The following is a 12,509-nucleotide window of genomic DNA, read 5'->3' as shown; positions in this document are numbered from 1 at the left end:
GCTCCCCGCCGATCTGGTCGGGGCGCTCGAACAACGGTTCGGGGACCGTTTCGAGCGCGGCCAGGCGGTGCTCGGGCAGCATGGCGCAAGCGAGTCGCACTTCGCGCCCGTGCTGCCCGACGCCGTGGTCTTTGCGCAGTCGACCGACGAGGTCGTCGCGCTGGTGACGCTCTGTTCGGCGGCCGATGTGCCGATCGTCCCCTTCGGTGCGGGCACCTCGATCGAGGGCAATGCGCTGCCGATCCATGGCGGCATCTCGCTCGACATGAGCCGGATGGACAAGGTGGTCGCGGTGCATGCCGAGGATTTCGACTGCATCGTCCAGCCCGGCGTGCGCCGCGAGGAACTCAACGTCCATCTGCGCGACCAGGGGCTGTTCTTCCCGATCGACCCCGGCGCCAATGCGACGATCGGCGGCATGGCCTCGACCCGCGCTTCGGGTACCAATGCGGTGCGCTACGGCACGATGAAGGATGCGGTGCTCAGCCTCGAGGTCGTGACGCCGCAGGGCAAGGTGATCCGCACCGCGCGCCGCGCGCGCAAGTCGGCGGCGGGCTATGACCTCACCCGCCTCTATGTCGGGTCCGAGGGCACGCTCGGCATCATCACCGAAGTGACGTTGCGCCTCCACCCGGTGCCCGACACGATTTCGGCGGCGGTGTGCAGTTTCGACGCGCTGCCCGGCGCGGTCGACACCGTCGTCCAGGCAATCCAGTGCGCGGTGCCGCTGGCGCGTGTCGAGATCCTCGACAAGAAACAAATGGCGGCGGTCAACCGCTGGTCGAAGCTCGATTATCCCGAGGCGCCGACGCTTTTCTTCGAATTCCACGGCAGCGCCGCCAATGTCGCCGAACAGGTCGAGACGGTGAAGATGCTCGCCGAAGCCAATGGTGGCAGCGACTTCGCCTGGTCGAACCTGCCCGAGGAGCGGACGAAGCTTTGGCGCGCCAGACATGAGGCGTATTATGCGGCGGTCAACATGCGTGCGGGGGCGATCGGCTGGGCGACCGACGTGTGTGTCCCGATGAGCCGGCTCGCCGAATGTATCGGCGAGACCTATACCGACCTCGAGGCATCGACGATCCCGGCGACGATCCTGGGCCATGTCGGCGACGGCAATTTCCATGTCGTCTTCTCGATCGACCCGAACGCGCCCGAGGAGATGAAGGAGGTCGAGGCGATCAACGCACGGCTCGTCGAGCGCGCGCTCGCGATGGACGGCACCTGCACCGGCGAACATGGCATCGGCATCGGCAAGCAGGACTGGCTGGTCGCCGAACTGGGCGAAGCGGTGGGGCAGATGAAGCTGATCAAGCGCGCCTTCGACCCGCAGAATTTGCTCAACCCCGGCAAGATCTTCGCGCTGTGATGGCGAGCCAGGCCGAACCGCTCGCCGCGCCGACGCGCCTTTCCGCCGCGGCGACGCCGCTGCTGCTGCTCGCGCTGGTGACGACGGTGGCGTTCACCGCACTCGGCAGCTTCGGGACGATCCAGGAGGCCGCCAAGGCCGAAATGGGCCTCAGCGACGATCATCTCGCGCTGATCCAGGGGCTCGGCGCGGCGGTGCCAATGGTGCTCTTCTCGATCCCGGTCGGCATCCTCGTCGACCGCAAGAACCGCGTGCGGCTGACGATCGGGCTCGGCATCTTGTGGACGCTTGGCACATTGCTCACCGCCTTTGCGCCGAATGCGGCGCTGCTCACCGCGGCGCGGATGCTCACCGGCATCGGTTCGACGGGGTCGCTGACCGCCGCGCTGTCGCTCTGCGCCGATTATTGCGCCGCCGACCAGCGCGGCCGGGCGATGCTGATCGTCAATCTGGGCAAGGCACTCGGCGTCGCGCTCGGCTTTGCGCTGACCGGCTGGCTCTTCGGCTTCTTCACCGATTTCACCGGGCCCGGATGGTTCGAGGGCATGGCGCCATGGCGCAGCGCGCATGTCGCGCTCGCGGTGATCAGCGCGCTGTTGCTGGTGCCTTTGCTCTTCCTGCGCGAACCCGAGCGGCGCGAGGTCGAGGCGAGCCCCGATGCGCCGTTCAGGGTCGTCGCGCGCGAACTCTGGGCGCGGCGGTCCTTCCTGATCCCGCTGTTCGCGGGGCAGGTGGCGGTGGTGATGGCCGATGTCGCCGCCACCGTGTGGATCGCGCCGGTGCTGTCGCGCGATTTCGGGCTGCAGCCGCAGGATTTTTCGGGCTGGGTCGGCGCTTTGCTGTTCGGCACCGGGGTGCTCGGCGCGATCGTCGGCGGGCTGTCGGCCGACTGGGGCCAGAAGAGCGGGCGGCGCGGCGGGCTGTTGCTTGGCGCGGTGATCGCGGCGGGGATCGGCGTGCCCGCCGCGCTTTTCCCGATCATGCCCAGCGTTACCGGGGTGGCGATCATGCTCGGGATCATCTCGGCCGCCGGCGCGGTGACGGGACTCGTCGTCTCGGTCGCGCTCACCGTCTATATCCCCAATGAATTGCGTGGGCTGTGCATCGGCGCGTTCATCGCGGTTGCGGGGCTGATCGGTTTCGGGCTTGCGCCGTGGATCGTCACCCGCGTCAGCGCGATGATGGGCGGCGAGGCGATGCTGGCCGAGGCGCTCGCGCTCGTCGGGGTGGTGGTCAGCGCGCTGTCGTTCGGCGCCTTCTGGCTCGCGATGCGCCGCGCGCCCGAACCTGTCAGATAGGTCTTGCCAAAGCTGTAAGATAGGTGTACGGCGGTTGTGGGAGAAAAGCCATGGCCAGCAAGCATCCGGTTATCGTTTCGCATGAGATGACGAGCTTTGTCGGGGAGGGGGGCTGCGACCGGCGGCTGCTTCCGCCCGACGCGCTGATCCTCGGCTTCGGCGGGATCCAGGAGCCGGTGGTGACGACGCTCAGCTTTCGCGATCTCGAAAGCGTCGCCGACGATCATCTGCTGGTGTTCGCGGTGTCGCGCGGGGCGTGCCGCCGCCTGTTCGGCGAATTGCCCGATCCTGCGGCGCGATGGTACCTGCCTTCGGACCTGCGCGCGCTCGGCCAGTCGATCCTTGCCCCCGAAAGCGATGCGCCCGCGGTCGACACGCTGCGCCTCGCGCGCTCGATCGAACTGCTCTGCCAGTTTTTCGCCGCGCTTGCGGCCGGGCGCATGGTGCCGGTCGACGGCCAGCCGAGCCTGTGCGAAAGCGACATTGCACGCATCGCCGCGGCGCGGCGCATCGTCGACGAGCGCTGGCACGAGAAACTCACCCTCGACGACATCGCGCGCAGTTGCGGGATCAACCGCGACAAGCTGACGCGCGGGTTTCGCGAGCTGTATCATTGCACGGTCGCCGAGGCGCTGAGCGAGAGGCGGCTGCGCCAGGCGCGGCAGATGCTCGCGGCGAGCGACCTGCCGGTGGCGAGCATCGGCTATCGCTGCGGCTATCTCAACAATGCGAGCTTCACCCGCGCTTTCTCGCGCCGCTTCGGCATGGCGCCGACCGCGATGCGCCGCGTCGGGGTGGCGGCGTGAGCGCGATGATCGACGCCGCGACGCGCGGCTCGCTGGTCGAGCGCGCGATGGAGCATGTGCGCGACCATATCCGCACCCACGACCTCAAGGTCGGCGACACGCTGCCGGGCGAGGGGAGTTTCGCGACGCAGATGGGGGTGAGCCGCCCGGTGATGCGCGAGGCGTTCGGCGCGCTCGCGGCGCTGCGGCTCGTCGACGTCGGCAACGGCCGCCGCCCGCGCGTCGGCGCGATCGACGGGTCGGTGATGGCGGCGTCGATGGGACATGCGGTCAACACCGCGCAGGTCAGCCTCGCCGATGTGTGGGACGTCCGCCGCACGCTCGAACTGCGCACTGCCGAGCTCGCCGCGCTCAACCGCAGCGAGGAGCAGGCGCGTGCGATCCTGACCGCGGCGCACGGCCTCGCGGTCGACCATGACGAGGCGGCGCGCACCGCCGCCGACACCGCGTTTCACCAGACGATCGCCGCGGCGAGCGGCAATCCGCTCTTTTACCAGATCGTGCGCTCGTTCGAGGAACTGATGGCGCTCGCCATCCCGCGCGCGTGGCAGGAGCGCACCACGACCGAGGAGCGCGAGGAGACGCTGGCGCTGCACCGCGAGGTCGCCGACGCGATCGCGGCGCGCGAGCCCGCGCGCGCGCGGGTCGCGATGGAACAGCATTTCGCCAATTCGATCGGCGAGCGGTTGCGGGACGCCGGCTGATGACCGGCGCGCCCGCCGGGCGCTTCGCGGGGGTCGAGATCGGCGGGACGAAGGTCATCGTCACGCTCGCCGACGGACTCGATATTGTCGAACAGCACAGCGTGGCGACGACCACCCCCGACGAAACGCTCGGCGCCGCGGTCGACCTGTTGGCGGCGTGGGACGCCGAGGCGCCGCTGGCGGCGATCGGCATCGCCAGCTTCGGCCCGATCCGTGTCGACCCCGCCGCGCCCGACCATGGCATCATGCTCCACACCACCAAGCCCGGCTGGACGGGCGCGCGCGTCGTCGGCGCCTTTGCGGCGCGCTTCGGCTGCCCGATCGGACTCGATACCGACGTCAATGGTGCGGGTATCGCCGAGGCGGCGCTCGGCGCGGGGCGTGACTGCAAGACCATTGTCTATCTGACGATCGGCACCGGCGTCGGGGGCGGGGTGATCGTCGGCGGGCAACCCGTGGTCGGACGATTGCACCCCGAAATCGGACATCTGCGTCTGCGCCGTGCGCCCGGCGACGGCTTTGCCGGGGCCTGTTCGTTCCATGGCGACTGCGTCGAGGGGCTGGTCAGCGGGCCGGCGCTGCGCGCGCGGTTCGGGTGCGATCCGGCGACCGTCGATGCCGCCGATCCGTCGTGGGAACCCGTCGCGTCGGACCTGGCCGAACTCTTCGTCGCGCTGATGCTCAGCCTGTCGCCCGACCGCATCGTCGTCGGCGGCAGCGTCGCGCTCGGCCAGCCCGATTTGCTGGCCCGTGCAACCCAAATCGCCGCCGAAAGGTTAATGACCTATATAGACGATTATGACGTTACGGCATTGTCGTGTATCGTGGTCCTGCCCGTTTTGAAGCAGGATGCAGGGCCGCTTGGTGCGATCTTGCTCGCGGCGCGGGCGGCGCAAGCCGGGACACCCGGTGTCACAACGGGCTTGCGTTCGAAGGCCCTTCGTGATTCAGCGGGGGATAGATAAAATCGGGATCGGCTTCCGTCGATGGGCACACAGCGAGCGGAGACTATGATGAAGCGGTTTTACATCGGGTTGGATGACAGGCAGGGCGCCCGCGCGGCGTCGCAATCGATGCCGCAGCGGCGCTTTCGAGCGTTAGCACTTGGTTAGCCAGCTTGATTTGGATTCGTGATGTACTATTCCCGACCGATGCAAGGCGATCCCGACAATTACCTCAGCCTGCTGTCTGCCGCGCAAATTGAAACGTTGCGGCATGTTTTCGAGCACAAAAATTCCAAGGAAATCGCCCGGCTGATGGACGTGTCACCGCATACGGTCGACGAGCGTGTCCGAAGGTCCCTGAAAAAACTGAACGTTTCCAACAGGGTGGAGGCCGCAACGATATTGGCTCGTAACGGTGTCTTCGAAGATGTTACCCCTTATCAGCCTTTGACATATCAATCGGTTAACCTTTCCGATCCCGCCCCCGCCGACGAAGGCGAACCGGGGCACGGTTCGTTTTGGCAAATCTTCAACATCGGTTTGCCATTCCCGACCAAGTCCCAGCCGGTCAATCGGCATGGGTTGTTGGAAAGGATTGTCTGGCCAATCTTGATCGCCTTCGTGACGATTTTGGCCTTCTCCGCTCTCTACTCGATCCTTGTCGGACTTGGTCGGTTGACCTGACGTTCGAGCCGAATGCTGCGGGGGGGAACCGGTAGCATTCTTTTTCAAGGACCAAGAAAATGCTGAACCAAAGACTCTCCGGCGCAAAAAAGATCGCGTCCGAACTGCACCAGGCCGAAGATGCCATCGACGAAGTCATGATCCGCATCGCCAATCTGGCCGCGACGCTGCCCACCGTTCGCCGCGACACCAACATGTCGGCGATCGTCGGCCAGGAAGCGATGGCCAAGGTCGCGCACGCGCTGGCCGCTGCCGGTGAAGTTCGCCAGCTGCTCACCGACGCGCATGTCGCACTCACCGTCACGCAGAAGCAGGTCGGCCTGGGCACCCGCATGTTCGGTGCCGGCGTGAAGCCCGCCGAAGCGTCGCTCGACAACCGGGTTAGCGCCGAGGTCGTGGAAATGCCGCTGGCCAAGGCTTCGTGATAGCTCGGGAAGGTTGACGAAAGCCACATGTGGGCCGTTGCGATCTATTACAGCGTCTTGCTGATCACGGTGGCCGTCGCGATGAGGCGCGGCGGTCCCCTTGAACGCGGGGCGGCTTACACCGCCCTGATCGCTTCGGTCTGCTCCACATTGGTGTCACCCGTTCCGGAATGGACAAATATCGAAATCAATATCTTCATCATCGACCTCGTGGTCTTGATAAGTTTCTGGATTATCGCCTTCAAAACCGAGCGTTTCTGGCCCTATTGGATCACGGGCTGGCAGCTGATCGCGATTTTCGGGCATCTCCAGAAGCTGATGTTTTCGGAGATATTGGCGCGTCCCTATTCGCTGCTTTCGATATATGTGTCCTACCCGATCCTGCTCGTGATCATGTACGCGGCGGGGTCGACGGAACAGAGGGGTGACGTGAGGGCCGCCGCATAGCGGAGGCCCAGGGGTCGCAAATCAATGCAGCAATTTTCGAATATAGAAATTGCGGAAATCAAATCGCGGATCGACCAGATCCAGGAAATGCTGGCGACGGGAACGGGCGGGCAAGCCCCGGCGGCGTCGCAGCCCGACCGGATCGATGCGCCTGTTCCCGGCCTGATCGAGCAGCTGAATTTCAGCCTGCAGATGCGGCGGACGCGCAAGTCGCATTTCGGCAGCAATCAGCTGACCGGCGCGACCTGGGACATGCTGCTCGACCTGATGCTGGCGCGCACGAACGGGCGCGAACTCAGCGCGAGCGACCTTGCGACCGGCGCCGGCGTGGCGCTGTCGTCGGGCCTGCGCATGATCGCGCTGCTCGAACAGCTCGACCTTGCCGAACGTTTCGTCGACGAACGCGACCGGCGCCGCTCGATCGTGCGGCTGACCCCCAATGGCGTCGACAGCATGACGCGCTATTTCGAGAAAATGGGCCATGCATGGAGCGGCCGGCAGCGGTACGCAGCTTGAACCGCCAGGGCCGCTGACGATCGATTTCGGATATCAATCCTCCCTGTGGCGAAGCCATGGGGAGGTGGCAGCGCGAAGCGCTGACGGAGGGGCAGGGACGCGACGTTGCGGCCCCTCCACCATTCGCTTCGCGAACGGTCCCCCTCCCCATCGCTGCGCGACAGGGAGGATTGGCAGGATACGACCGATTGCTGACCTTGGTCAGGCGCGGTAATCGAACGTCGATGAAACCGCTACACGAAGCCGCATACAACGCTGACCTCAACGCGGTGAAGCGCTTGCTTGATGTCGGCCAGTCGGTAGATGACCATGACGACGCGGGATACACGCCTCTCTTATGGTCATGCCTGCGAGGCCAAGTCGGAGACCAAATCCCCATCGTCCAAGCGCTATTAGCTGCGGGTGCCGATCCCGACGCTCTGACAGCCGCTAAAGATGCCAATTGCCTCGTTCTGGCGGTTCAGTCTGGGAACGTCGAATTGATGTCCCAACTGATTGCTGCTGGAGCGGACCTTAACGCTGCCGCAGATGACGTCACACCTTTGATGGTTGCCGCCAGAGATGGAAATGATGAAGCGGTCGAAACGATGCTCGCCTTAGGCGCGAATGCCGCTTTGATCATCGGCGGCTTCACCGCCGCGGACTATGCCAACTACGGTGGTCACGATCAATTGGCTGTTCGATTAAGGATGGACGGCTAGGTCCGTTTCCCGCCCCATTTCAGTCATCGAATGCCCTGATCGGAGATGGCAGGAAGCGACTGATTACGGTCGCGTAAGGATTGATCTGATTTCCCCTCCCGCAAGCGGGAGGGGGAGCGAGACTTGGAAACTTGTTTCCTAGTCGCAGCGGGGTGGGCATCGCACCGTTGCTGGCCCACCCCCAACCCCTCCCGCCTGCGGGAGGGGAGAAAGAATGTCCGTTCCTCACCGCATTTCAGCCATTCATTGCCGATGCGGATGCGATGACCGCGAACGGGCGGTCTTGGCCGTGCTCAGGGTTGTGCGCGCTCCCCTCAAGGAGAGAGGGTTTTGGCATTACTCCGTAACCTCGCGCAGCATTCGGTCGATCTTCGCCATCGCATCGCGCTTGATCTGGCACACGCGCGCGGCGCTGACGTCGAGCGTCAGGCCGATTTCCTGCAGGTTCAGTTCCTCGAAGAAATAGAGCTGGAGCACCAGCTGCTCGCGCTGGGGCAGCTTGCCGATGCACGCGCCCAGTGCTTCGAGCAGGTCGTCCTGTTCGCAGCGCTCGTCGGCGCCCTCGCTCTCGTCGGCAAGGAGGAAGCTGCCTTCGTCGAGCATCGCGTCGAGCGAGGTCGAGCGGCCATGCGTCGCGCTGCGTTCGAGCGCGAAATATTCCTCGGCCGACATGTCGAAGGCCTCGGCCATTTCGGCGGTCGTCGGCGCGCGCATCAGAGCCTGTTCGAGCGCGGCGCGGACGCTGGCGATCCTTTTGCTCGCGACCATCGCCGACCGCCCGACATCGGCCTCGCGGCGCAACTGGTCGATCATCGCGCCGCGGATGCGCGTCGAGGCATAGGTGGCAAAGGCAAAGCCGCGTTCTTCATAATGGTGGCTCGCCTCGATCAGCGCGATCAGCCCGACCTGGACCAGATCGTCGAGGTCGCTCGTCCGCGACAGGCGCGAGAAGACCTGCCAGGCGATTTTGCGGACCAGCGGCGCATATTCGTCGATCAGATCCTGCGCGCTGGTGCCATAGCCCTGCGGCGATGCGGCGCGCGCCGCCGCGCCGGCGAAATGCTCGGCACGCTCAATTTTCATGATGATGGTCCTTCATCTGGTCGGCGCTTTCGTCGGTAAGCCGCGGCATTTCGGCGCCGATCGTCGCAACGATCTCGGTCGCCTTGTTCGCGGGAATTTCGAGGTAGGAGATGACCGCGACGTCGGGGAACGTCGCACGGACGAGCCGCGACAGCGCGGGGCGGCTGATCGGCGAGGCGACCAGCGCGAAGCTGCGCGTCGACAGCAGCAGGGGTTCGACCGCCTGGCCGATCTGCTCGACGATCTTCATCGCCATGCCATGTTCGAACGGCCATTCTGCACCGGGATTGGCGCGGACCGCCTGGTTGAGCAGCATCTCGATCTCGGGCGTGAAGGTCACGACGGGGAGCGGCATGCGGCTCGGCACGATCGTCTGGACGATCAGCGCGCCGATGCGCTGGCGCACCGCCTCGATAAGTTCGTTCTCGCCGAGCTGCTGACCGGCGAAAGCGACCATCGCCTCGGCGATCTTGCGGAAGTCGCGCAGCGGGACGCGTTCGATCAGCAGCGCCTTGCACAAGCTGGCGACGCGCGGGAGCGCATAGCCGGTGGGGGTCAGGCTGGCGGTGAGCTGCGGATAATGGAGCTTGAGATTGTCGATCAGCGCCTGGGCATCGTCGATGCCGAACAGGTCCGACGCCGAGGCGGCGATGCTGTTGTTGAGGTGCGTCGCGACGACGGTCGCGGGGTCGACGACGGTATAGCCCGCCGCGATCGCGTCATTCTGGCTGCTCTTGGGGATCCACAGCGCATCGAGTCCGAAGGTCGGGTCCTTGCACGGGCGCCCGCTGACCTTGGTAATCAGGTCGCCCGAATCGAGCGCGAGCATTTCATTGGGGAAGACTTCGTCCTCGCCGACGATGACGCCCGCCACCGAGATGCGATAGACGTTGCCGGGCAGCGACAGATCGTCGCTGACCTTTACCGCGGGGATGACGAAGCCGAGTTCTTTCGACAGCTGGCGGCGGATGCCGGTGATCCGGCCCATCAGCGGCGCGCCCTTGCGTTCGTCGACGAGGCTGACCAGCGCATAGCCGATTTCGAGCTGCGCCGCGCTGCTGTCGCTGACGTCGGCCCAGTCGATCAGGTGCGGGTCGGCGGCGGGGGCAGCGGGTTCGGGAGCGGCGGCCACCGCGGCCGCCGCCTTGCGCAACTGCCAGCCCATTGCGAGCGCCAGCGCTGCGGCGGGCAGGATCAGCATCTGCGGCATCGCGGGGACGAGGCCGAGTATGAAGAGCACGCCGCCCACCGCGAACCAGATATGCGGCGAGGCGAACTGGCTGCCGATCTGGTCGGACAGGTTCATGGGCGAGGTGACGCGGGTGACGATCGCGGCGGCGGCGATCGAGAGCAAAAGCGCCGGGATCTGCGCGACCAGCGCGTCGCCGATCGCGAGCGTGACATAGGTGCTGCCGGCTTCGGAGAAGCTGAGGCCGTGGCTGAACACGCCGAGGATCAGGCCGCCGACGATGTTGACGAACAGGATCAGCAGGCCGGCGACCGCGTCGCCCTTCACGAATTTCGATGCACCGTCCATCGAGCCGTAGAAATCGGCTTCGGTCGCGACTTCCTGACGCCGCGCCTTGGCTTCGTCGGGGGTGAGCAGGCCGGCGTTCAAATCGGCGTCGATCGCCATTTGCTTGCCGGGCAGGGCGTCGAGGGTGAAGCGCGCCGACACTTCGGACACGCGGCCCGCGCCCTTGGTGATCACGACCATGTTGATGATCATCAGCACGACGAAGACGAACAGCCCGACGATATAGTCGCCGCCGATCAGCACCTGGCCGAACGCCTCGATCACATGCCCCGCGGCATGCGTGCCCTCGTGCCCGTGGACGAGCACGACGCGCGTCGAGGCGACGTTGAGTGCGAGGCGGAACAGGGTGGTGAGCAGGAGGACCGTGGGAAAGGCGGAAAAATCGAGCGGCTTGGCGGCCGACAGCGCGACCATCAACACCGCGAGGCTGATCATGATGTTGGCGACGAAGCTGATGTCGAGGATCAGCGGCGAAACCGGGATCACCATCAGCGCGACGAGGATCAGCATCCCCATCGGCAGCGCGGCCGCGCCGGCGAAGCGGCCTGCGTCGCGGGCGTTGAAGCTCAGGTTCATGCGTTACCGCCGAGCGACGCGAGCCGCTGATAGGCCTGGGCGGCGAAGCCCATCGAGAGTTTCTTGGGCATCGGTTGAATATCCATCATCGGAAGCGGCGGGCGTCCGCCCTGGGTGCCGCTGCTGCTTGCCATCTGCATGCGCCAGCCGGGGTTAGCGGACGGCATGCCGCCGCCGGGCAGGAAGCCGGGTTCGCCGCCCTGCTCGAGCTTGGCGCGGAAGCGTTCGCGAATGTCGCCGAGGCTGCGCATGCTGCCGTCGCTGGCGTAGAAGATCGAGCGGTTGGCGCCGGCGGCGTCGGGCATCATCGGCGCCGCGGCCTGGTCGGGGTCGGCCGCCCAGGCGTTCAGGAATTTCACCGCGCCGCCGCTCCCCAGGAAATGGGCGAGATAGAGGTCGACCGGCTCGGCGGTGCGGCCGGTCCGGCTTTCGACATAGGCGCGATTGTCCGAGGTGAAGGCCGCGGCCATCGCCGCCGATGCCGCCGGGTCGTCGCGCAGGTCGAAGATCTGCTGGCGCAATGTCGGGTCGGTAACGGTGAGGCGGCCCGATGCGTCGCGGCCGATCGCATTGGCCGCCCAGCCGAGGCCATGGTCGGCGCCGTGACGGTCGAGCGTCGCGAGCCAGGTCGATTTGGTGAACTGATAGAGGCCGCGCGCCGACGAGGTCGAAGCTTTCGCGGTCGGGTTGAACCCGCTTTCGACGCGCGCGACGTCGACCAGATAGTCGAAATCGACCCCGGTACGACCCGACGCATCCGCCACCGCCGTCATCACGGGGGAGGCGGCGATGCCGGCTGCGCTGTTGTTGATCGTCGTCATGGCTGTTGGTTCCGCTGCATTCAGCAGACCAAAAGCAATCATCGTGCCATTTACGAGAAAATGGCCATTTCGATATTGTTATTAATAGCTTAGCGCGATGCCTTGTGGGGCTGTGCCGCGGATCTGATGGTTTCTGTCAATCCTCTGACGCGTCCAGTCCTTGAGGATGTTGACGCGGATCGCGGCGGCCTCGAGCTTGCGCAGCACGAGGTCGACGAGCATCCGGGCCTGCTGCTCGCGGCCCGGCGGAACCTTGCTGCTGCGGAACAGGATCACCGCGGTGGCGAGCGCTTCGGTCGCCGCGATGATCGCGCCGGCGTCGTGCCCGTCGAGCGACGCCACGAGCGCGTCGAGCTGGGCCTGCACCTCTTCCATCTCGGCCGTCATGCGCTGGCGCCGCGTCCGTGGAACTGCAGCATGGCGCGCGCGGTAGCGGCGGGGTCGAGCACATAGCTGCCGTCGGCGATCGCGCTGCGATCCGCAGCGACGCGCGCGCCGTCGACCGGCGCCGGCTGGCTCGCGATATCGGCGGCGAGGCTGATGAGGCTGGCGGTCGCGACGGGCTCGCTGGGGAGCTTCGTCCGCGCAGGCGTGGCCG

Annotated in this window: 15 protein-coding genes; 10 read left to right on the top strand and 5 right to left on the bottom strand. The window is 66.0% G+C overall.

The features are described from left to right. From B1A78_RS16885 to B1A78_RS16840, 10 genes are all read left to right on the top strand, one after another. Positions 1-1,369: FAD-binding oxidoreductase (locus B1A78_RS16885; RefSeq protein ID WP_372236897.1), on the top strand; the 1,369-nt coding region annotated here is incomplete at its 5' end. Further along, positions 1,369-2,667 carry an MFS transporter gene (locus B1A78_RS16880; RefSeq protein WP_077148080.1) on the top strand — a complete coding sequence of 433 codons (1,299 nt, stop codon included), beginning with the start codon at positions 1,369-1,371 and terminating at the stop codon, positions 2,665-2,667. The genes B1A78_RS16885 and B1A78_RS16880, both read left to right, overlap by 1 nt. Positions 2,668-2,717: 50 nt before the next feature. Further along, positions 2,718-3,473 carry an AraC family transcriptional regulator gene (locus B1A78_RS16875; RefSeq protein WP_144037873.1) on the top strand — a complete coding sequence of 252 codons (756 nt, stop codon included), beginning with the start codon at positions 2,718-2,720 and terminating at the stop codon, positions 3,471-3,473. Between the two features lie 5 nt (positions 3,474-3,478). Next, positions 3,479-4,177 carry a FadR/GntR family transcriptional regulator gene (locus B1A78_RS16870; protein ID WP_077148081.1) on the top strand — a complete coding sequence of 233 codons (699 nt, stop codon included), beginning with the start codon at positions 3,479-3,481 and terminating at the stop codon, positions 4,175-4,177. After that, positions 4,177-5,142 (top strand): ROK family protein, encoded by a 966-nt coding sequence (locus B1A78_RS16865; protein ID WP_077148079.1) that lies wholly within the window; start codon positions 4,177-4,179, stop codon positions 5,140-5,142. Before B1A78_RS16870 ends, B1A78_RS16865 begins: the two co-directional genes overlap by 1 nt. Before the next feature lie 168 nt (positions 5,143-5,310). Further along, positions 5,311-5,805 (top strand): response regulator transcription factor, encoded by a 495-nt coding sequence (locus B1A78_RS16860; protein ID WP_083734256.1) that lies wholly within the window; start codon positions 5,311-5,313, stop codon positions 5,803-5,805. A 59-nt stretch (positions 5,806-5,864) separates the two neighbouring features. Further along, positions 5,865-6,230 carry a hypothetical protein gene (locus B1A78_RS16855; RefSeq protein WP_077148077.1) on the top strand — a complete coding sequence of 122 codons (366 nt, stop codon included), beginning with the start codon at positions 5,865-5,867 and terminating at the stop codon, positions 6,228-6,230. A 27-nt stretch (positions 6,231-6,257) separates the two neighbouring features. Continuing rightward, positions 6,258-6,677 (top strand): hypothetical protein, encoded by a 420-nt coding sequence (locus B1A78_RS16850; RefSeq protein ID WP_077148076.1) that lies wholly within the window; start codon positions 6,258-6,260, stop codon positions 6,675-6,677. Positions 6,678-6,701: 24 nt separating this feature from the next. Continuing rightward, positions 6,702-7,193, top strand: coding sequence for a winged helix DNA-binding protein (locus B1A78_RS16845; RefSeq protein WP_077148075.1), 492 nt, complete (start codon positions 6,702-6,704; stop codon positions 7,191-7,193). A gap of 56 nt (positions 7,194-7,249) precedes the next feature. Next, entirely contained in the window at positions 7,250-7,894 is a 645-nt protein-coding gene (locus B1A78_RS16840; RefSeq protein ID WP_077148074.1) for an ankyrin repeat domain-containing protein, read from the top strand. Between the two features lie 336 nt (positions 7,895-8,230). On the opposite strand, the gene B1A78_RS16835 is transcribed toward B1A78_RS16840, so the two are convergent. From B1A78_RS16835 to B1A78_RS16815, 5 genes are all read right to left on the bottom strand, one after another. After that, a complete protein-coding gene (locus B1A78_RS16835; protein ID WP_077148073.1) occupies positions 8,231-8,977 on the bottom strand; it encodes a sigma-70 family RNA polymerase sigma factor in 747 nt (248 codons plus the stop codon). Continuing rightward, entirely contained in the window at positions 8,967-11,090 is a 2,124-nt protein-coding gene (gene flhA / locus B1A78_RS16830) for a flagellar biosynthesis protein FlhA (RefSeq protein ID WP_077148072.1), read from the bottom strand. The genes B1A78_RS16835 and flhA overlap by 11 nt, the downstream gene beginning before the upstream one ends. Further along, positions 11,087-11,911, bottom strand: coding sequence for a transglycosylase SLT domain-containing protein (locus tag B1A78_RS16825; RefSeq protein WP_077148071.1), 825 nt, complete (start codon positions 11,909-11,911; stop codon positions 11,087-11,089). The genes flhA and B1A78_RS16825 overlap by 4 nt, the downstream gene beginning before the upstream one ends. Before the next feature lie 81 nt (positions 11,912-11,992). Continuing rightward, on the bottom strand, positions 11,993-12,298 hold the full coding sequence (locus tag B1A78_RS16820; RefSeq protein ID WP_077148070.1) for a hypothetical protein: 306 nt from the start codon (positions 12,296-12,298) through the stop codon (positions 11,993-11,995). Continuing rightward, positions 12,295-12,509 (bottom strand): flagellar biosynthesis anti-sigma factor FlgM (locus B1A78_RS16815; protein ID WP_179102075.1); only part of this gene is annotated, 215 nt, incomplete at its 5' end. The genes B1A78_RS16815 and B1A78_RS16820, both read right to left, overlap by 4 nt.

The sequence above is a fragment of the Sphingopyxis sp. KK2 genome, from assembly GCF_001990265.1.
Lineage (GTDB): Bacteria > Pseudomonadota > Alphaproteobacteria > Sphingomonadales > Sphingomonadaceae > Sphingopyxis.
The sequence above is the reverse complement of the archived record's forward strand: the minus strand, read 5'-3'. Positions and strand labels throughout refer to the sequence as shown.